Below are 18,564 nucleotides of genomic sequence, written 5' to 3'. Positions count from 1 at the left end.
GCTGCACAGCTGTCATGGTGCCCCTCCACTTTGAGCAGGACCGATGCGGCTGCCGCCCCCCGTTGCGGCTGGCTTATCCTACGGAACGCGTCAGAGCCTCCGGAACGAGTACAGGGCCGGGAGGCCCGGTCCGATGCGCGTACCGCCCCGCGGCACCCCGCACCGACCGCTCGCGCTGTTCTTCAGGGGTCGGGTGAACGAAAGGGTGTCCGGTGACCATCAGGGATGAGGGCGGGTCCGCTGTACCGACAGGACCGGGGACCGGTGTCTTCGCCGCCGACGAGAGGGTCGGCGCGGATCTCGCCAGTGTCGACTGGGCGGCGACGCCGCTCGGCGCGCCGGAGGACTGGCCGCAGAGTCTGCGGACGGCCGTCAGCATCCTGTTGTCCTCCAAGTTCGCCATGTGGATGGCGTGGGGGCCGGAGCTGACGTTCTTCTGCAACGACGCCTACCGCCGCGACACGCTCGGCCAGAAGTACCCCTGGGCGCTGGGACGGCCCTCGCGGGAGGTGTGGGCGGAGATCTGGGACGACATCGGTCCGCGGATCGACGCCGTCCTGACCACGGGCGAGGCGACCTGGGACGAGGCCCTGCTGCTGTTCCTGGAGCGCTCGGGGTACCGCGAGGAGAGCTACCACACGTTCTCCTACAGCCCGCTGCGCGACGACGACGGCCTGGTCGTCGGCATGCTCTGCGTGGTCAGCGAGGAGACCGAGCGCGTCATCGGCGACCGCCGGATGGGCACCCTGCGCGACCTCGGCTCCGACCCCAGTGTCGTCACCACCGAGCACGAGATGCTCGACTTCTCCTGCGCGCAGCTGAGCCGCAACCCGCACGACCTGCCGTTCACCCTCACCTACCTCTTCGAGGACGACGGCAGCGCACGCCTGGCCGCGTCCACCGGGGTGCCGGCCGGCCACCCCGGGGCCGCCGAGCGCGTCCCGGCGGACTCGCACACGCCGTGGCCGAGCGCCGCCGCGGCCCGCGGCGAGACGACCCTGATATCCCTGGCCGAGGGCTGGCCGGCGCCGGCCGGTGCCGCGGACGCGCAGGCGCCCACCCAGGCGCTCGCCCTGCCGCTGCAACGCCAGGGCGGATCCCCGTACGGCTTCGTGGTGGCCGGCCTGAACCGCTTCCGGGCCCTGGACGAGGGCTACCGCGGCTTCGTGGAACTGGTCGCCAAGCACCTGGCGACGGCGGTGGGCAGCGCCCGCAGCTACCAGGCGCAGCAGCGCCGCGCCGAGGAGCTGGCCGAACTCGACCGGGTGAAGACCGCGTTCTTCTCCAACGTCAGCCACGAGTTCCGCACCCCGCTGACGCTCATCATGGGGCCGCTGCAAGAACTGCGCGGCCGGTTCGCCGCCTCCGACAGCGATGCCGACGCGCAGGTGCGCGAGGAGCTGGACCTCATCCACCGCAACGGGCTGCGGCTGGGCAAGCTCGTCAACACGCTGCTGGACTTCTCCCGCATCGAGGCCGGCCGGATGCGGGCCAGCTACGAACCCGTCGACCTGGGCGCCGTCACCGGCGAGCTGGCCAGCGTGTTCCGCTCCGCCGTCGACCGGGCCGGGCTGGACTTCCAGGTGGCGTGCGACCCGCTGCCCGCGCCGGTGTACGTCGACCGGAGCATGTGGGAGAAGGCCGTCCTCAACCTGCTCAGCAACGCGCTGAAGTTCACCTTCGAGGGCGCGATCCGGGTCACGGTGGAGGCGGAGGACGGCGCCGCCGTGGTGCGCGTCGCCGACACGGGGATCGGCGTGCCGGCCGCGGAGATGCCGCGTCTGTTCGAGCGGTTCCACCGCATCGAGAACGTCCGCTCCCGCTCCAACGAGGGCAGTGGCATCGGACTGGCCCTGGTCAAGGAGCTCATCGGCCTGCACGGCGGCGAGATCACCGCCCGCAGCGTCGAGGGCGAGGGCACCTGCTTCACCATCCGGCTGCCCTTCGGCTCCGCCCATCTGCCCGAGGACGCGGTCCGCGGCGGTACGGTCACCGGCGCGCCGTCGCTCACCGCGGACCCGTACGTCCAGGAGGCCCTGCGCTGGCTGCCGGGCGAGGCGCCCGGCGGCACCGCCGCCGGGGGGCCGGTCCTGTCCGACGCCCCCGCGCCGTCCGCCGGGCCCGGGGACGGCGTGCCGGCCCGGGTGCTGGTCGCCGACGACAACGCCGACATGCGCGAGTACCTGAGCCGGCTGCTGCGCGGCGCGGGCTACCGGGTCGACACCGTCGGCGACGGCCGCGAGGCCCTGCGGGCCGTCCGCGCGCAGACCCCCGACCTCGTGGTCAGCGACGTGATGATGCCGCACATGGACGGCCTGGCCCTGGTGGCCGCCCTGCGCGACAACCCGCGCACGGCGTCCCTGCCGGTCGTGCTGCTGTCGGCCCGCGCCGGTGAGGAGGCCTCCATCGAGGGCCTCCAGGCGGGCGCCGACGACTATCTCGTCAAGCCGTTCGCCGCCGCCGAACTCCTCGCCCGGGTCCGTGCCAACGTCGAACTGGCGCGGCTGCGCACCCACCACGCCCGCTGGCGCACCGCCCTGGTCGACTCGCTCCAGGAAGCCTTCTTCGTGTGCGACGAGGAGGGCGCGGTCATCGAGATCAACACCGCCTTCACCACCATCCTCGGCTACGGCACCGACGGTCTGCCCTACCGGCCCGTCCACCCCTGGTGGCCGGACGCCGCCGCCGACCCGGTCGGGCACCAGCAGGTCGCCGAGGCGTTCGGCACCCTCCTGGACCGCGCGCAGGGCAGCTACACCATCCCCGTGGACCACCGCGACGGCCACCGGCTGTGGGTCACCGCCACGTTCAACCAGGTCCAGGATCCCGACACCGGCCGCACCGTCGTCGTCGGCACCTTCCGCGACGTCACGGCGGAGCATTACGCGATCCAGCGCGAGAGCGCCCTCGCGGCCCTGCACACCACCCTGTCGCAGGCCACCAGCCTGCCCGAGGCGCTCGCCGGCGCGCTGGCCCAGCTCAAGACCCTGTGGCGCGCCCAGTGTGTGACGGCGGCCGTCTTCGAACGCGGTGACGAGCCGACCCTGACCGCCACCGATCCGGCTCCGGAATGGCGGCAGCTGTCCGCCGACCGCCGCCACGCGCTCGACGAGCTGCGCGGCCGGACACCGCTGACGCCCGCCGCCGCGCCGGGTTCGGCCGCCATCGCCCTCGAACACCCCGACGGCCCGCTCGTGCTCTGGGTGGACCTCGGCGAGCAGCGGCCGTTCTCCGAGCAGGACCAGCTGCTGCTGTCCCTGCTCGCCGGGCACCTGGCCCAGGGGCTGGTCCGCGCCCACCAGATCGACCAGCAGCGCGAGACGGCCATCGCCCTCCAGCGCGCCATCCTCGGCCCCTCCCACCTCCCCGACGGTTTCGCCGTCCGCTACGAACCCGCCACCCAGCCCCTGGAGGTCGGCGGGGACTGGTACGACACGGTCGCCCTGCCCGACGGGCGCATCGGCATCGTCGTCGGCGACTGCGTGGGCCGGGGTCTGGAGGCCGCCAGCGTCATGGGCCAGCTGCGCAGTGCCTGCCGCGCGCTGCTGCTCCAGGACGGCAGTCCCGCGCAGACGCTGATGGCGCTCGACCACTTCGCCGCCGGTGTGCCCGGCGCCCTGTGCACCACGGTCTTCTGCGGAGTGCTCGATCCCGGGACGGGGCGCCTGACGTACTCAAGCGCCGGTCATCCCCCGGGGATCCTGGCCCACGCGGACGGCACCACCCAGCTCCTGGAGGACGGCCGCTCCACCCCCCTGGCGGTCCGGCCCGGCACCCAGCGTCCGGAGGGCACCTGCGTCATTCCCGCCCGCTCCACTCTGCTGCTGTACACCGACGGGCTCGTCGAGCGCCGGCGCCGCCCGCTCGACGTGGGGATAAGGCAGGCGGGCGCGGCGCTCCAGGACGGCCGGGAGTCCTCGGTCAACGACCTCGCCACCGACGTCATGTCGCGGCTGGCCCCCGCCAACGGCTACGACGACGACGTCGCGCTGCTGCTGTACCGCCACCCCGCGCCGCTGGAGCTCTCCTTCCCCGCGGAGTCCGCCCAGCTCGCGCCCGTCCGCAAGGCGCTGCGCACCTGGCTGGCCCAGTGCGACATCCCGCCGGGCACCGTGCAGAACATCCTGGTGGCCGCCGGCGAGGCGTGTGCGAACGCCATCGAGCACGGACACCGCGACGCGCCGGGCGCCGCCGTCCGCTTCCGGGCCGAGGCCCTCGTCGGGGACCTGCGTCTGACGATCGCCGACTCGGGGCGATGGAAGACGCCCGAACCCGAGCAGAACTCCCACCGTGGCCGGGGGCTGGGACTGATGCGTGCCCTGATGCAGCAGGTCACCGTCACCCCGGCGCCCACCGGGACCACCGTCCACATGCACACGAGGATCGCCTGATGACCACACCTCTGACCCTCACGCCGGGCCGCAGGCCGGACGGCGTCGCCGTCCTCACCGCGGTCGGCGAGATCGACATGAGCAACGCGGCCGACCTGGTCGCCCTGCTCGACAGCACGCCCGGCCCTCTCGTGCTGGATTTCAGTGCCGTGGAGTACCTCGACAGCGCGGGCCTGAGCGTGCTCTTCCCGCACGCCGACCGCATCGAGCTGATCAGCAATCCGCTCCTCGACCCGGTCCTGACGGTGTCCGGCCTGTCCGACCTCACCACGACCCACTCCGCCGGCTGACCCGGGAGGCTCCCGGGTCAGCCGCCGGATCCCGCGCCCTCGCACCGGGGGGCGCTCTCGCGGCCGATACCGCTCGACGGACGCGGTACAGACATCTGACGGGTCGCCAGCTAGGGTGACCGCACCCGGTCGACCGGGCCGTCGCCGCTGCCGCTCGGGCGGGCCCGACCCCGGGATCGTCGTCCTGTCTGGGGGCTGAGCGCTCATGGCACGTCATCTTCTCCCGGTCGGTCTCGACTTCGTCGAGACCGCTCCCCTGCGGCTGGTGTTCGCCCGCGAGGTGTCCGCGCCGCCGGGGGCGGTGTACCGGGCGCTGGCGGACGACGTCGAGGGCTGGCCGCAGTGGTTCTCCGCGGTGACCCTGGCGCGGCCGGCCGGGACCGGCCCGGACGGGCCGCGGCGGGAGGTCCGGCTCAGGGGCGGCGGGCGCTTCCTGGAGACGATCGTGGCCGCCGTGCCCGGCGAGGTCTACGCGTACCGGGTCGACGAGGCCAACGCGCCGGGGGTGCGGGCGCTGCTGGAGGAGTGGCGGATCACGCCGGTGCCCGGCGGGGCCCGCGTGCAGTGGACGTTCGCCGCCGACGGTGCCGCGCTGTTCCTCGCGGGGATGAGGGCCGGCCGGTCCGGGCTCGGCCGGGCGTTCCGGGACGCGGTGGGGAACCTCGAACGCCGGTTGTCCACCGCCGCCGCGTGACGGCCCGGCCCCTGTCGGGGCCCGGCCCCCGGCGCGGCCGGTCCTCGCGGCGGCGCCCTCAGGCCGCGGGGTCGCCCGACGCGAGCAGCCGCTCGATCGCCTCCCGGTACGGCGCCACGTCCAGTCCCTGGTCCGCCAGCCACTGGTCCGAGTAGTACTTGTCCAGGTAGCGGTCGCCCGGGTCGCACAGCAGGGTGACCACGCTCCCCCTGCGGCCCTCCGCGACCATCTCGGCGACGATCTTGAGGGCGCTCCACAGGCCCGTACCGGTCGAGCCGCCCGCCTTGCGGCCGATGACGGCCTCCAGGACGCGGACCGCGGCGACGCTCGCCGCGTCGGGGACCTTCATCATCCGGTCGATCGCCCCCGGCACGAAGCTCGGCTCCATGCGGGGACGCCCGATGCCCTCGATGCGGGAGCCGCAGTCGCTGGTGGCGTCGGGGTCGTTCGTCGTCCAGCCCTCGAAGAAGCACGAGTTCTCCGGGTCGGCGACGCAGATCCGGGTGTCGTGCTGCATGTAGTGGACGTAGCGCGCGAGGGTCGCCGAGGTGCCGCCGGTGCCGGCCGTGGCGACGATCCACGCCGGACAGGGGTAGCGCTCCAGCTCCATCTGCCGGTAGATCGACTCGGCGATGTTGTTGTTGCCGCGCCAGTCCGTGGCCCGCTCCGCGTACGTGAACTGGTCCATGTAGTGGCCGCCGGTGCGCGCCGCGAGCGCCGCCGCCTCCTCGTACATCGTCCGGGAGTCGTCGACGAAGTGGCAGCGCCCGCCGTGGAATTCAATCAGCCGGCACTTCTCGGCGCTGGTCGTCCGGGGCATCACCGCGATGAAGGGCACCCCGATGAGCTTGGCGAAGTACGCCTCGGAGACCGCCGTCGAACCGCTGGACGCCTCGATCACGGGGCGGTCCGGGCGGATCCATCCGTTGCACAGGCCGTAGAGGAAGAGCGAGCGGGCCAGGCGGTGCTTGAGGCTGCCGGTGGGGTGGGTCGACTCGTCCTTCAGATAGAGGTCGATGCCCCAGTGCTCGGGGAGCGGGAAGCGGAGCAGGTGGGTGTCGGCCGAGCGGTTGCTGTCGGCCTGGACCTTGCGCACGGCTTCTTTCAGCCAGCTTCGGTAGCCCGGGTCCGTGTGATCGACGTCCAGGGTCGGCATCGGCTCCGCGGGCGGCTGCTCCCCGCCCCCGGTGCGGCCCTGCTCCATGGTGCTCACCACGCGGCTCCTTCGCGTCGTTCCGAGCGTCGGCCCCGCGGACATCCCCTGCGGGGAGCGCCGGTGGAACCGCTGCCGGGTCGGTCGAAGATGACCGGACGCCTCGATCATAGACACCTTCCACACGCTTCTCACCTGCATAAACGCACCTTTGGGAGCCTCAAAGGCACGCCTGGCCACGCGGGCGGGCGCGGCGGGGGACAGGCGCGGATTCCGGATGCGTCCCCTGGCGCGCGCGGCGGCCACCGGCACACTGGTGCTCCCGGCGCGGTGCGTGCAGACTGCACCGCACACAGGCACTCGGAGGGGGCGACGCGGCATGGCGGAGCCGGAGTTCACGGCGACGGGCGTGCGGATCGGGCGCGGACTGCGCTCGCTGACCCGGGCCGGTCAGGTCCGGATCACGGACGGCAGGCTGGAGCTGCTCACCAGCTACGGCAGCGAGATAGACAGCGCGCCGCTGGGCGAAGTCCGTGCGGGCAGGCCCTGGTTCGGCGCCGAGGACCGCGCGACCGCCGAGGTCGACGGCAGGCGCTATCTGCTGCGGCTCGGCGCGGAGCGCCAGGGGGACGCGGGGCCGCCGTCGGCCCGCCGGTTCATCGACGCGGTGCGCAGGGCGACGGGGGGCGCGGCGTAGCGTCGCCGGCCACCCGCACCCCCGCTCCGCCCCCGCGTCGGCGCGGGCCGAAGTTGCACGCCCGCACCCCCTGGGTCACTCTGGTCACACATCACTACTCAGGGTTTACCGGCGATCACGCTGCGAACCAGCCCGCCGGTCACCGCAGCGGGCGACCCTGCCGTGTCACGGTCGCTCCGCTCGATCCGATCTCGTCTTCTTCCGGACCCAATTCGGGGAGTCGCAGCCGTGATCAGCCAGCCGAGCAGGCATTGCATGGTGGAGCTTCAGGCCCTGCCGTCGCGGATCGGCCAGGTCCGCAGAATCGTTTCGGCGCAGTTGCGCCACTGGCATCTCGATCCGTTGATCGACCTGGCGGCGCTCGGGATCACCGAGCTGCTCACCAATGTCCACCGGCACGCCGAGCCGGACAAGCGGTGCACCGTGGAGCTGGAGCTCTTCCGCAACTGCCTCACCCTGTCGGTGCGCGACCACGATCCCCGGCTGCCGGAGGTGCGGACCGCGGACTCGCTCGCGACCTGCGGACGGGGGCTCGCCATGGTCGCCTCGGTGAGCAGGAGCTGGGGAGTCAGGCCGCACATCGACGGCGGCAAGGTCGTCTGGTTCGCCCTTCCGGTACCCTCGCCCGCGGTGGCGCTGCCCTCCCTCCCGGTGTACGCGACGGCGGCCGCGCTCCGCGCCGAAGCGCCCCGGCATGCTCCCGCCCGGTCGGCCGTCGCAGGCTGACCGGGCGGTGATGTCCTTCCGGCCGTCCCCCGGCGAGGGTTCCCGGGGTCGACGGCGGGCGTGAACCCGCCCTGCTGTCCGGCGTGTCCGGCCGGGTCGCGCCCCACGCCACGACCACGCACCCGCGTCCGCCGCCGCGCCCTGAGCGCGGCGGCGGACGCGGGTGCGTGGTCGTGGGGAGCCGGTGCGTGGGGGCGCGGGAGGGGGCCGGGGCGAGGACGGGCGCCTCGGCCCGACGGGCCGCCGGGGTCGGCGTGGGCCCGTGTCGGGTTCACCCGTTCGGCTCAGTCGGGGTGACTCGCCCGAGGCCGCCCCCTCCCCAGCAATCACGCCCCGAACGGCCCTCCGCCCGGCATTCTCGCTACTGGGGGTGAAGCTCCTTGTTGCGCGCCGTCCGGTTGTCGCGCGCCATGGAGACAAGGCACATGGCCAAGCAGGTGGCTCCCGGCCGCCCCCATGTTCCGGAGGGAGTGATCACGCATGACGCAGGGCGAGATCAACAACCCCGATGCCCTTGTCGGGCTCACGGCCTACGACCGCACCGGGGAGAAGATCGGCAGCGTCGAGCGGGTCTACCTTGACGACCGGACCGGCAAGCCTGGCTGGGCGACCGTCAAGACCGGCCTCTTCGGTATGAAGGAGACCTTCGTTCCGCTCAACGGAGCGTCCCGCACGGACGACCGCCTCCAGGTGATGTACACCAAGGAGGCCGTCAAGGACGCGCCCCGCGTCGAGGCCGACCAGCACCTGGACGAGGACGAGCAGCAGGAGCTGTACGCGCACTACGGCCTGACCAGGCCCACCGGCGCCGCTGCCGGTGCCGCCGGAGCCGCCGGCAACCGCCCCGAGCGCCCGGCCGCCGCCCCCGGTGTCCACGGCGCGGCGGGAGCGGCGGGTGCGGGCACGGCGGCCGGTGCCGCCGGCCACGCCACGGGCGAGTCCACCGGCCGGCACGCCGCCGGTGCGCGGGAGCCCGCGCTGCGCGGCGCCGCCGACACCCCGGAGAAGGAGACGGAGCTCATCCGCTCCGAGGAGCGGCTGCGCGTCGGGGTCGAGGAGCAGGAGGTCGGCCACGCGCACCTGCGCAAGGTGGTCGAGACCGAGAACGTGACCACGTCGGTTCCGCTGTCCCACGAAGAGGTCCGCGTGGTGCGCGAGCCGATCACCGAGGCCGACGGCAGGCGCGGCACGATCGAGGAGGCGGAGACCGAGGTGACCCTGCACGCCGAGCGTGCGGTCGTCAGCAAGGAGACCGTCCCGGTGGAGCGCGTCCGTCTGGAGACGGAGAAGGTCACGGAGACGAAGGAGGTCTCCGACACCGTGCGCAAGGAGCGGATCGAGTACGACGACCCGAAGCACGACCGCGGCCTGCCCGGTGAGGGCAAGCCCGGCCGGGGCGGCCCGCGCCGCTGACGCGTCGCGCACCCGTCACCGGCACCGCACGACGAGGGCGGGCCCGGCCGTGAGGCCGGGCCCGCCCTCGCGCCCGACGGCTCAGAGCGCGCCGCCCTTGCCGCCCGCGGCGCTCCGCCCGAACTCGGCGTCCAGGACGGACAGCCGGCGCCAGTACTCGTCCTCGTCGATCTCACCGGCGGCGAACCGGCGGCCGAGCACCGCGATCGGCGAGCGCTCGTCGACGACCGGTCCGGGGCGCCACGGGCCGCGGCGCCCGCGCCAGACGGTGCGGCGCAGCAGCGTGCCGACACCGATCGCCACGGCCGCCCAGATCAGCGGCAGGAACAGGATCCACGGCCCGGGGCCGTCGCCGGGGCCGAACTGCGCGAGGGTCTGCATCTGACTCAACTCCCTTGATGGTGGTGGTTCGAGCCTCCCGCCGCGAGGGGGTCCCCGTCGTCGTACGGCCAGCGGCTCTCCGCGTACCCCCGTGGGAGTACGTCCGGGAGGCGACCGGACTTGCCGTTGTAACTACTAGTATGTACGGTACGGTCATGAAGACCAGTACGCAGGAGCGGTTGATCGAGACCACGCGCGAGCTGCTGTGGGAGCGCGGTTACGTCGGCACCAGCCCGAAGGCGATCCTCGAAGGTGCGGGGGTCGGGCAGGGCAGCATGTACCACCACTTCACCGGCAAGCAGGACCTCGCGCTCGCCGCCATCCGCCGCACCGGCGAGGAGATGCGGGCGGCCGTCGACGGGCTGCTCGGCGCGGACGGTCCGGCGTACGACCGTATCGCGTCGTACCTGCTGCGCGAGCGCGAGGTGCTGCGCGGCTGCCCGGTCGGGCGGCTGACGATGGACCCGGACGTGATCGCCAGCGAGGCGCTGCGCGCCCCGGTCGCCGAGACGATCGCGCACGTCAGGGACCGGCTCGCGGCCATCGTCGAAGAGGGCGTCGACAGCGGCGAGTTCGCCGCGCACCTGGTGCCGGGCGACATCGCGGCGGCGGTCGTGGCGACGGTGCAGGGCGGATATGTGCTGGCGCGCGCGTCCGGCGGGACGGACGCCTTCGACGCGGGCGTGCGCGGCCTGCTCTCCCTGCTCGAGCCCTCCCCCGCTCCGGCCGCCTGAGGACCCGCCGTGGACATCACCCGCAGCCGCCCCGAGACGCGACGGGGACCGGCCGAGAACTTCACCGGCCTGGTCTGGCTGGACGAGATCGCGGCGCCCGCCCCGCCGTCCCGGATGCGTCTGTTCACCGTCCGGTTCGCCCCGGGCGCCCGCACCGCCTGGCACACCCACCCGCACGGCCAGGTGCTGCACGTCCAGGAGGGCGAGGGCCGGGTGCAGCGCGAGGGCGGCGCGGTGGAGGTGATCCGGGCGGGCGACACCGTGTGGATCGAACCGGACGAGTGGCACTGGCACGGCGCCGGACCCCGGACGTTCATGACGCACCTGGCGGCGGTCGAGGCCGCCGCCGACGGGACGACGGCCTGCTGGGGCGCGCACGTCGACGACGCCCACCGAGCCCACTGAGAGGCCCACGAGCATGCACGCGATGCAGTACGAGATCACCCTGCCCGCCGACTACGACATGGGCGTCATCCGCGAACGGGTCGCCCTCAGGGGCCACTTGCTCGACGACTTCCCGGGGCTCGGCGTCAAGACGTACCTGATGCGCGAGCGCGGGGTGCAGGGATCGCCGGTCAACCAGTACGCGCCGTTCTACCTCTGGACCACCGCGGCGGGGATGAACTCCTTCCTGTGGGGCGCCGGATTCCAGGGCATCGTGCGGGACTTCGGCCGCCCCACGGTGCAGCACTGGACGGGTGTCGCGTACGGGGAGGGCGCCGCGCCGGACGGGACGGCGCGGGCCGCCGTGCGCGAGCGGACGCCGATCGGCGCCGCGGTCCCGCTGCCCGACCTGGCGGCCCGCGCCGCGGCCAGGACGGACGAACTGGCCGCCACGGACGGCGTGTTGTACGCGGCCTGCGGGATCGACCCGCGCACCTGGGAGCTGCTGACGTTCTCCCTCTGGGAGCACGCGGAGCCCCGCGCGTCCGGTGACGTCTTCCAGGTCCTGCACGTCTCGCAGCCCGAGCGCGACCGGCTCCCGCGGGGACGGCAGTGGTGAAGACGCCATCTGCCGTCGTCCGCAGTGTGCAGGGGGACCTCGATCCGGCGCGGCTGGGGACCGTCGACGCCCACGACCACCTCTTCTTCCGCAGCCCGCTCCTTCCCGGGCAGGAGCTGGACGACGTCGGCCTGGCGCGGCGGGAGCTGGCCGCGTTCGCCGCCGCGGGCGGCGGGACCGTCGTGCAGTGGACGCCCCACGGCCTGGGCCGGCGGGCCGCGGAGCTGCCCGCCCTGGCACAGGCGACCGGTGTCCGGATCGTCGCCGCGACGGGGCTGCACCAGAGCGCGCACTACCCGCCGGAGCTGCTCGCCGAACGGCGGACCGACCTCGCCGGGCTGTTCGTGCGGGAGCTGACCGAGGGCATCGCGGCCAGCGGGGTGCGGGCCGGGCTGATCAAGGTGGCGGGCGGGTTCCACGCGCTGGACGCGCACGCCCGCTGGACCATGCGGGCCGCCGCGGAGGCGCACCACGCGACCGGGGCGCCGATCGCCGTCCACCACGAGCTGGGGACGGGCGCGCTGGACGTGCTCGACCTGCTCTGCGGGGAGTTGGAGGTCCCGGCGCACCGGATCCTGCTCGGCCACCTGAACCGCTCCCCCGATTTCGTGACGCACCGGGAGGCCGCGCGCTCGGGCGCCTATCTGGCCTTCGACGGGCCGTCGCGGGCCCAGCACGCGACGGACTGGCGGATGCCGGACGCGATGGCGGCGCTCGCCGAGGCCGGGTTCGCGCACCGGCTGCTGCTCGGCGGCGACACGACGACCGCGGGGGCCCGGTCGGTCGACGGCGGGCCCGGCCTGCCGTATCTGCTGCGGCGGGTGCGGCCCCGGCTCGTGGCGGCGCTCGGCGAGGACGTCGTCGGGCAGGTGCTCGTCACCAATCCGGCGGCGGCGTTCGCCGTGGAGTGGCGCTGAGCGGCGGCCCGCGGCGGGCCGGGCCCGTCACGGGGCCGCGAGGGCTCCGAGGGGGTCGTCCAGGACCGGCTGCCAGGCCAGTTCGGCCGCCCCGACCAGGCTGTTGTGGTCGAGGGTGCAGGCCAGGATCGGGACGCCGCCGCTGCGGCCCCACAGGCTGCGGTCGGCGACGACGGCGCGCAGGCGTTCGGGCGCCGCGTCGAGCAGGGCGCGGTGCAGGCCGCCGAGGATGATCCGGTCCGGGTTGAGGATGTTGACCAGGCCCGCGAGCCCCAGGCCGAGCCGGTCGACCAGGGCCTCGGTGGCGGCGCGGACGGCCGGGTCGTCGCGGCCCGTGAGCAGCAGTTCGCGCGCCTGGTGCAGGAGCGAGCCGTCGGAGTCGGGGGTGCGGCCCGCCGCGAGGAGGAAGGCGAGCGGGTCGGTCTCGACGTCCAGGCAGCCGCGGCTGCCGCAGTGGCAGGGCCGGCCCTCGGGGTGGACGGTGAGGTGGCCGACCTCCAGGGCCAGTCCCGAACTGCCGGTGTGCAGATGCCCGTCGAGGACGAGGGCGCCGCCCACGCCGCGGTGCCCGGTGGCGACGCAGAGCAGGTCGCGGGCGCCGCGCCCGGCGCCGTGCCGGTGTTCGGCGAGCGCGCCCAGGTTGACGTCGTTCGCGGCGAACGCGGGTACGCCCAGGCCCGCTTCGCGCACGCAGTCGGCGAAGATCTCGCGGACCGGGGAGCCCGCGGGCCAGGCCAGGTGCAGCGGGTTGAGGGCGGTGCCGTCGGGTTCGGCGACGGCGGAGGGCACGGCGAGGCCCGCGCCGACGCAGACCCGGCCGCTCGCCGCCAGCAGCCGGACGCCGGCCTCCACCACGGAACGCAGGACGTCCGCCGGGTCGGGGTCGATGATCTCGCAGCCCGGCGTGGTGGCGACGACCCGGCCGCCGAGCCCGACGAGCGCCACCCGGTAGCCGTCCGAGTGGACCTGCGCCGCGAGCGCGACCGGGCCGTCCTCGGCGACGGAGAGGCGGTGCGAGGGGCGGCCCTGGGAGCCGGCGGCGGCGCTCGGCCGGGCGTCGATCCTGATGAGGCCCAGCGCCTCCAGTTCGGCGGCGACCGCGCCCGCCGTGGCGCGGGTCACCCCGAGTTCGGCCGTGAGCACGGCGCGGGTCGGCGCGCGTCCGGTGTGGACGAGTTCGAGCGCGGGTCCGAGGGCGCTGCGGCCCCGCTCCAGGCGCGGTGGCCGTGCGGGGCCCCCGCCCGTCGTCTGGCTCCCGGTTCCGGAGGCCGCCCTGCCGCCCATCAGCAACTCCTCGCCCTGATCACGGTCTGGAATGGTAGCCGGTGCACGGCGACCCCTCACTCCGTGTGGTCACCAGCCGCTGACCCGTAGCGTGATGTTGAGCCGCCCGGTGAGACCGAGACCGGCGGGCGCGGTGCCGGGATGGATGCGCGGCACGCCGTGGAAGGCGAGGCGGGCCGGGCCGCCGAAGACGAACAGGTCCCCGCTGTGCAGGTCCACGTCCGTGTAGGGCTTCGTGCGCGTCCGCGGGTTCCCGAACCGGAAGACGCAGCGGTCGCCGAGGCTGAGCGAGACGACGGGTTCGACCGCGTCCTCGTCGCGGTCCTGGTGCATGCCCATGCGGGCCCCAGCGTCGTAGTGGTTGACGAGCGCGATGTCGTACGCGGCGCCGGGCGGGCTCCCGAAGGCGTCGGTGACGGCCCGTGCGGCGAGTGCGGCCAGCTCCGGGGGCATGGGTTTGACGGGGGCGCCGTCCCCGTCGACGGCCGTGCGGGAGTAGCCGCGCGGGGTCCAGTGCCAGCCGAGGCCGAACTGGCGCGCGCTCATCTCCCCGCCGCCGGGGGTGCGGACGGTGCGCAGGCCGGCGGGCGGCCGGGCCCAGGCGCGACAGGAGGTCAGCAGGGTGCGCTGCTCCTGCGGGTCCAGCCAGTCGGGGACATGGACGGCGCCCGGGGCGACCTCGCGCCGCTCCCGGGGGAACAGACCACTCACCGGCCACCGCCCTTTCTCGCGCCCCTAGCTGGTCGGGGTGTCGTCTCTCGGCGCGTTCCAGCGTAGGCGGACGTCGAGGTGGGTGCTGGCCTTGGCGGTGCTGATGATGGCGCCGAGCGACGCGTCGAGCGTCACGCCGAAGGAGACCTCGATCTCGTCGGGGCGTTCGGCGTGGGCGCGGAACTGGTCGATGACCTCGGCGGCGGCGGAGGTGATGGGGGCGAGGGCGGTGCGCAGGGACCGCTGGGCGCGGCGCAGCCCGTCGCCGGTTCCGACGGTGCCGGATCCGTGGCGGGGTGCGGAGACGAGGACGGTGGTCTCCCCGTCGGCGAGAACGAACTGGACGGCTTCGGGCACGGGTCTCCTCGGGCGGTGATGGGCGGCGATGAGGCGTGATGGGCGGGTGGACAGGTGTGCGGGTGGGCGGGGTGGTCAGCCGGGGTCGGAGCAGATGTCGTCCTGGCGCACCTGCTGCGCGCCGAGGCTGCTCTGGACGCGTTGCAGCCGGTCCATCAGCTTGGGCACGTCCGCGCCGCCGTCGGCGTAGTCGAGGACGGCCCGGTAGAACGCGGCGGCGGTGTCGGGGCTCATCGTGTCGGCGGCGCCGAAGCACAGCGGATGGCCGGAGGCGGGTGACAGCAGGGCGGCGACGCGGCGACGGGCCTCGTTGCGGTAGACGATGCCGCGGGTCCTGGCCGAGAAGGCGGCCGAGCCTTCCGCGTCGACCCATTTCTGCTGGGCCCGCGCGCCGGACAGGTAGTGGACGAAGGTGCGGGCGGCGGGGTTGTCGTCGGTGAACATGCCGATGAAGTCGCCGGAGACCTCCAGCGGGGCCCGGTCGGCGGGTCCGGCGAAGTCGAAGCGGGGCTCCTTCTGGACCGCGGCGGCGAGGGCCGAGCGGGCCCCGTGGGCGAGGCGGCAGGCGGGCTTCGCCTCGGCCATGGAGCGGGTGGCCTCGGTGAAGCCCTCGTCGGACGCCTTGCCGAGGGTTCCGGCGCCGACCAGGTCGCCCCAGCGGCTCCAGGCGCGCTCGACGGCCGCGGTGGTCCAGGGCAGCCGGCCGGCGGCCCAGCCCGCGTACACGTCGGGGCCCGCGTCGGCCAGCACGATGTCGGCGATCCAGTCGGCGCCCGGCCAGCCGGAGGTCGGTCCCGAGGCGAGACCGAGGCACCAGCCGAGCCGGCCGTCCCGCGCGTAGCGGTCCAGGGCGTCGGTCGACCGGGTGCGGGGCCGGTCCGTGGTCGTGGTGTCGTACCAGACGAGACTCTTGACGTCGATCTTCACGGGGACGGCGTACGTGACGTCGTCGACCCGGGCCAGTGAGCGGAACGGCTCCAGGTAGGCGCCCGAGTCGGCGGTCCGCGCGTCGAGCGGTTCGAGGTCGCCCGGCGCGTAGCGGGCGATGGCGGCGGGGCTGGGCAGGACGGCGAGGTCGGGCGGGGCGTCCGCGGTGACCGCGGCGTCGAGCTGCTGGGTGAGCGCGCGGGTGACCTGGACGTCGATCTGGATGCCGGTGTCGTGCTCGAAGTCCTTGACCACGGAGTAGAAGGCGCCGAACTCGTCCTGCGCGGTCCAGGGCACCATCACCGTCACGTGCCGGTCGTCGGAGCCGGCGCACGCGGTCAGCCCCACCAGGAGGGCCAGGATGCCGAGGAGGTGGGCGACGGCCCGGTGCCGTACGGGTGTGGTCATGAGCGCCCGTACCGGTACTCGGCGAGGCGGGGGCGGTGGGCGAGGTGGTTGAGGACGCCCGCGACGACGAGGGCCGGCAGGACGAGCGCCATGACGGCCGGGTGGCCGGCGGCCGGGTGGAGGGCGAGGCGGGACTCGTCCCACGAGGTCAGGCCCACGGAGACGCCGGTGACCGCCAGGGTGAGGGCGAGGGTGGCGACCAGGTGTCCGCCGACCGGGCGGCGGAAGTGGGCGGCGAGGACGCGGGCGGTGGCGCAGAACAGGGCCAGCGCGGCGACGGCCGGTGCGAGGGCGAGGCCCCAGAGCTGGACGGGGTCGAGCCAGCCGGTGTCGCGCTGGCGGGCGAGACCGGCGCTCTGGAGGTGCCGGAGGTCCTCGATGGAGGCGCCGAGGCCGCCGGTGCCCGGGGTCTCCCGGCCGGTGTCCGGGTCGCGCAGCCGGGGGGCGGTCAGGGTGGCGCGGGCGCTGTCGACGCCCACCGTGCCGTTGTGCGGGTAGTCGCTGACCGCCGTGGTGACGAGCTGCTGGCAGATGAGCAGTTTGCCGAGGACGAACTGGAACTGGGCGCGGCCGGTCGCGCCCGCCGCGTTGCCCTGGGCGGCGGCGGTGAGCAGCGTGCCGATGCGGGCCGTGGCGTTGGCGAACGTGGCGCCGGGGCCGATCAGTTCGATCTGGCCGGTGCGGGTCGCGTCGTCGAGCGCCCGGTCCGCCGTCGTGACCGCGTCGCGCGCGTCGCTGAGCTGGTCGTCGGCCGTCCTGCTGTGCCGGGCGGTGGTGACCTCCTGTCCGCCCTGGGTGGCGGTCGCGAGGTAGACGACGGCGGTGGCGCACACCATGGCCAGCAGTCCGGTGCGCAGCAGGCGCAGGATCCGGACCGGGTGCGCGGTCCGCAGGTCGCGCCAGCCCGCGGACAGCTGGGCGCGCCGGCGCGCCGTGGCCGTGGCGGTCATGCGCCGCCGCCGTCGACGCTCTTGCCGCACTCCTCGCAGAACCTGGCCCGGGGCGTGGGCAGGGCCGCCCGGCAGTGCGGGCAGCGGGCGGGCCCGTCGAGGGGGTCACTGGCGACCGAGTCGACGGGCGCCGCGCCGGTCGGGCTGTCGTCCGGGTAGCCGGTCCGCGTCGAGTCGAGGGCGAGGCGCTGCATCTCCGCGCGCGTGACCGTGCGGCGCAGGACGAGCCGGCCGTCGGGGCCGCGTTCGGCGACGGCCCGCAGCTCGGCCGCCTTCTGCGGCCGGCCGAGTTCCTCCGCCAGGCCGAGCGCCGCCCGCAGTTCCTGGTCGGCGCGGGCGAGGTCGCCGGCGGCGTACGCGTCGGTGCAGGCGCGGATGGCCGTGCCGAGGGCGCGCATCCGCTCCACGCGGGTGAGTTCGGGGGACGCGGTGGCCGGGCCGGACGGGATCGACCTGCGTCGTACGTCCATGGGGACGGTCGGGGCCAGCTCCGGCCCGTCGCCGGCCTCGGCGTGCAGGGCGATCCAGGCGGCCCGCAGGTCCGTGTCGAGGGGGGCCCGGGCCCGGTCGAGGCGGAGGGTGATCTGGTACTGGCGCAGGCCGGGCGACCAGGCGCCGAGCGGGATGTGGACCGTGTCGTCCGTCGCGGAGGGCAGGAGGCGGCCGGTCAGGTCGGCTTCCACCGGGGCGGTCTGGCGTATCCGGTCGAGGGTGAACAGCTCGCTGCACCGCAGCCCGAGATACACGTGCGGCACGACGACCTGCCGTGCCGCGTGCATGAGGGCGCGGAAGTCGGCGGTGAGGTCGGCGATGTCGATGACGGCCTCGGACGAGCCGTGCAACGCCTCGGCGATGCGGTGGAGTTCGCGGTACTCCCAGTCGCCGCCGAGTCCGCGGACGTCGCAGGTGAACCGGTCGGTGCAGGCGTCGAGGACGGCGTCGAGCTGTTCGCGGGTCTCGTGCTCGTCCTTGCCGTCGGTGTAGAGCACGGCGTGCCGTACGCCGTCGACGGCGGCGGCGTCGAAGAGGCGGCGGGCGCACTCCAGCCAGGCGCCGATCCGCGTGCCGCCCTGGGCCCGCACGGCGTGCACGGCGGCCTTCGCCTCGCGTCGTGCGGTCTCGTCGGCGGGGACGGGGGCACGGCCGTCGGGCGGGTGCACGACCGTGGCCTCGTGGTCCCCGGCGACGACGGCGAACAGGGTGCCGTCGCGCAGGGTGTCGATGGCCGCGCACACCGCGCGTCTGGCCTCGTCGAGCCGGCCGGCGCCGGACATGGACAGCGACCGGTCCATGAGCAGGATCTCGGCGGTGGCGGGCGCGGCGCCGGGTCCGGCGCCGGGCGCGGTGGGGTCCCGCGGGCGGGCGTGCACGGTCACGAGCGCGTCCGCGCGCTCGGCGGCACGGCTCAGGTCCCCCGGCGCGTGCAGCTCCATGGTGAAGTCCAGCGCCGCACGTGGTGCGTCCCCCATCGATCTCTCACGACTCCCTCGTCGCAGCTGACGGCTGCCTGTGTCGTGTGTGTCCTGTG

18 protein-coding genes are annotated in these 18,564 nt (G+C 74.6%); 10 read left to right on the top strand and 8 right to left on the bottom strand.

From position 1 onward, the window contains the following. Positions 1-401: 401 nt before the first annotated feature. The 3 genes from ACIP5K_RS31725 (at position 402) to ACIP5K_RS31715 (ending at position 5,375) form a co-directional block, all read left to right on the top strand. Positions 402-4,391, top strand: a complete 3,990-nt coding sequence (locus tag ACIP5K_RS31725) for a SpoIIE family protein phosphatase (protein WP_401415329.1) — start codon at positions 402-404, stop codon at positions 4,389-4,391. Continuing rightward, the gene (locus tag ACIP5K_RS31720; protein ID WP_401415101.1) at positions 4,391-4,681 is read left to right on the top strand and encodes an STAS domain-containing protein; all 291 of its coding nucleotides are present in this window, start codon (positions 4,391-4,393) and stop codon (positions 4,679-4,681) included. Before ACIP5K_RS31725 ends, ACIP5K_RS31720 begins: the two co-directional genes overlap by 1 nt. A gap of 205 nt (positions 4,682-4,886) precedes the next feature. Next, positions 4,887-5,375 (top strand): SRPBCC family protein, encoded by a 489-nt coding sequence (locus tag ACIP5K_RS31715; RefSeq protein ID WP_401415099.1) that lies wholly within the window; start codon positions 4,887-4,889, stop codon positions 5,373-5,375. A 58-nt stretch (positions 5,376-5,433) separates the two neighbouring features. On the opposite strand, the gene ACIP5K_RS31710 is transcribed toward ACIP5K_RS31715, so the two are convergent. Beyond that, positions 5,434-6,579, bottom strand: a complete 1,146-nt coding sequence (locus tag ACIP5K_RS31710) for a PLP-dependent cysteine synthase family protein (RefSeq protein WP_401415327.1) — start codon at positions 6,577-6,579, stop codon at positions 5,434-5,436. 328 nt (positions 6,580-6,907) lie between these two features. Here ACIP5K_RS31710 and ACIP5K_RS31705 point away from each other — a divergent pair, with 328 nt between their 5' ends. The 3 genes from ACIP5K_RS31705 (at position 6,908) to ACIP5K_RS31695 (ending at position 9,364) form a co-directional block, all read left to right on the top strand. Beyond that, on the top strand, positions 6,908-7,225 hold the full coding sequence (locus ACIP5K_RS31705) for a hypothetical protein (RefSeq protein ID WP_401415098.1): 318 nt from the start codon (positions 6,908-6,910) through the stop codon (positions 7,223-7,225). A gap of 228 nt (positions 7,226-7,453) precedes the next feature. Continuing rightward, positions 7,454-7,951 carry an ATP-binding protein gene (locus tag ACIP5K_RS31700; RefSeq protein ID WP_401415096.1) on the top strand — a complete coding sequence of 166 codons (498 nt, stop codon included), beginning with the start codon at positions 7,454-7,456 and terminating at the stop codon, positions 7,949-7,951. A 480-nt stretch (positions 7,952-8,431) separates the two neighbouring features. Next, positions 8,432-9,364, top strand: coding sequence for a PRC and DUF2382 domain-containing protein (locus ACIP5K_RS31695; RefSeq protein ID WP_401415094.1), 933 nt, complete (start codon positions 8,432-8,434; stop codon positions 9,362-9,364). 81 nt (positions 9,365-9,445) lie between these two features. Here the strand turns inward: ACIP5K_RS31695 and ACIP5K_RS31690 are convergent, their stop codons facing one another. Then, positions 9,446-9,745, bottom strand: a complete 300-nt coding sequence (locus ACIP5K_RS31690) for an SHOCT domain-containing protein (RefSeq protein WP_401415093.1) — start codon at positions 9,743-9,745, stop codon at positions 9,446-9,448. Positions 9,746-9,900: 155 nt separating this feature from the next. On the opposite strand from ACIP5K_RS31690, the gene ACIP5K_RS31685 reads away from it, so the two are divergent. From ACIP5K_RS31685 to ACIP5K_RS31670, 4 genes are read left to right on the top strand one after another with little or no spacing between them, the layout of a single operon-like run. Further along, positions 9,901-10,479, top strand: a complete 579-nt coding sequence (locus tag ACIP5K_RS31685; protein WP_401415091.1) for a TetR/AcrR family transcriptional regulator — start codon at positions 9,901-9,903, stop codon at positions 10,477-10,479. 9 nt (positions 10,480-10,488) lie between these two features. Further along, complete coding sequence (locus ACIP5K_RS31680) at positions 10,489-10,884, top strand: cupin domain-containing protein (protein WP_401415090.1); 396 nt, start codon at positions 10,489-10,491, stop codon at positions 10,882-10,884. Between the two features lie 13 nt (positions 10,885-10,897). Continuing rightward, complete coding sequence (locus tag ACIP5K_RS31675; protein ID WP_401415089.1) at positions 10,898-11,482, top strand: DUF4865 family protein; 585 nt, start codon at positions 10,898-10,900, stop codon at positions 11,480-11,482. Then, positions 11,479-12,399: a phosphotriesterase gene (locus ACIP5K_RS31670; RefSeq protein ID WP_401415088.1), complete on the top strand. Its 921-nt coding sequence runs from the start codon at positions 11,479-11,481 to the stop codon at positions 12,397-12,399. Before ACIP5K_RS31675 ends, ACIP5K_RS31670 begins: the two co-directional genes overlap by 4 nt. A gap of 27 nt (positions 12,400-12,426) precedes the next feature. Here the strand turns inward: ACIP5K_RS31670 and ACIP5K_RS31665 are convergent, their stop codons facing one another. The 6 genes from ACIP5K_RS31665 to ACIP5K_RS31640 form a co-directional block, all read right to left on the bottom strand. Beyond that, complete coding sequence (locus ACIP5K_RS31665) at positions 12,427-13,683, bottom strand: ROK family protein (protein ID WP_401415086.1); 1,257 nt, start codon at positions 13,681-13,683, stop codon at positions 12,427-12,429. Positions 13,684-13,752: 69 nt separating this feature from the next. Beyond that, positions 13,753-14,394 carry an alpha-ketoglutarate-dependent dioxygenase AlkB family protein gene (locus tag ACIP5K_RS31660; protein WP_401415084.1) on the bottom strand — a complete coding sequence of 214 codons (642 nt, stop codon included), beginning with the start codon at positions 14,392-14,394 and terminating at the stop codon, positions 13,753-13,755. Positions 14,395-14,418: 24 nt separating this feature from the next. Beyond that, the gene (locus tag ACIP5K_RS31655) at positions 14,419-14,751 is read right to left on the bottom strand and encodes a CU044_2847 family protein (protein ID WP_401415082.1); all 333 of its coding nucleotides are present in this window, start codon (positions 14,749-14,751) and stop codon (positions 14,419-14,421) included. A 75-nt stretch (positions 14,752-14,826) separates the two neighbouring features. Beyond that, positions 14,827-16,086, bottom strand: a complete 1,260-nt coding sequence (locus ACIP5K_RS31650) for an ABC transporter substrate-binding protein (RefSeq protein ID WP_401415081.1) — start codon at positions 16,084-16,086, stop codon at positions 14,827-14,829. Beyond that, complete coding sequence (locus ACIP5K_RS31645) at positions 16,083-17,036, bottom strand: hypothetical protein (RefSeq protein WP_401415079.1); 954 nt, start codon at positions 17,034-17,036, stop codon at positions 16,083-16,085. Before ACIP5K_RS31645 ends, ACIP5K_RS31650 begins: the two co-directional genes overlap by 4 nt. Continuing rightward, complete coding sequence (locus ACIP5K_RS31640; RefSeq protein ID WP_401415077.1) at positions 17,033-18,505, bottom strand: VWA domain-containing protein; 1,473 nt, start codon at positions 18,503-18,505, stop codon at positions 17,033-17,035. Before ACIP5K_RS31640 ends, ACIP5K_RS31645 begins: the two co-directional genes overlap by 4 nt. Positions 18,506-18,564 lie beyond the last annotated feature (59 nt).

This window comes from Streptomyces sp. NPDC088785 (assembly GCF_044750685.1).
Classification (GTDB): Bacteria; Actinomycetota; Actinomycetes; order Streptomycetales; family Streptomycetaceae; genus Streptomyces.
Note: the sequence above shows the minus strand (reverse complement) of the source record. Positions and strands in the feature narration are given on the sequence as shown.

What these genes read in the sequence shown, in the direction of transcription:
- ACIP5K_RS31725 (WP_401415329.1), top strand. Translation starts at nt 402, where the DNA reads ATGTGGATGGCGTGGGGGCCGGAGCTGACGTTCTTCTGCAACGACGCC.
- ACIP5K_RS31720 (WP_401415101.1), top strand. Translation starts at nt 4,391, where the DNA reads ATGACCACACCTCTGACCCTCACGCCGGGCCGCAGGCCGGACGGCGTC.
- ACIP5K_RS31715 (WP_401415099.1), top strand. Translation starts at nt 4,887, where the DNA reads ATGGCACGTCATCTTCTCCCGGTCGGTCTCGACTTCGTCGAGACCGCT.
- ACIP5K_RS31710 (WP_401415327.1), bottom strand. Translation starts at nt 6,579, where the DNA reads ATGGAGCAGGGCCGCACCGGGGGCGGGGAGCAGCCGCCCGCGGAGCCG.
- ACIP5K_RS31705 (WP_401415098.1), top strand. Translation starts at nt 6,908, where the DNA reads ATGGCGGAGCCGGAGTTCACGGCGACGGGCGTGCGGATCGGGCGCGGA.
- ACIP5K_RS31695 (WP_401415094.1), top strand. Translation starts at nt 8,432, where the DNA reads ATGACGCAGGGCGAGATCAACAACCCCGATGCCCTTGTCGGGCTCACG.
- ACIP5K_RS31690 (WP_401415093.1), bottom strand. Translation starts at nt 9,745, where the DNA reads ATGCAGACCCTCGCGCAGTTCGGCCCCGGCGACGGCCCCGGGCCGTGG.
- ACIP5K_RS31685 (WP_401415091.1), top strand. Translation starts at nt 9,901, where the DNA reads ATGAAGACCAGTACGCAGGAGCGGTTGATCGAGACCACGCGCGAGCTG.
- ACIP5K_RS31675 (WP_401415089.1), top strand. Translation starts at nt 10,898, where the DNA reads ATGCACGCGATGCAGTACGAGATCACCCTGCCCGCCGACTACGACATG.
- ACIP5K_RS31665 (WP_401415086.1), bottom strand. Translation starts at nt 13,683, where the DNA reads ATGGGCGGCAGGGCGGCCTCCGGAACCGGGAGCCAGACGACGGGCGGG.
- ACIP5K_RS31650 (WP_401415081.1), bottom strand. Translation starts at nt 16,086, where the DNA reads ATGACCACACCCGTACGGCACCGGGCCGTCGCCCACCTCCTCGGCATC.
- ACIP5K_RS31645 (WP_401415079.1), bottom strand. Translation starts at nt 17,036, where the DNA reads ATGACCGCCACGGCCACGGCGCGCCGGCGCGCCCAGCTGTCCGCGGGC.
- ACIP5K_RS31640 (WP_401415077.1), bottom strand. Translation starts at nt 18,505, where the DNA reads ATGGGGGACGCACCACGTGCGGCGCTGGACTTCACCATGGAGCTGCAC.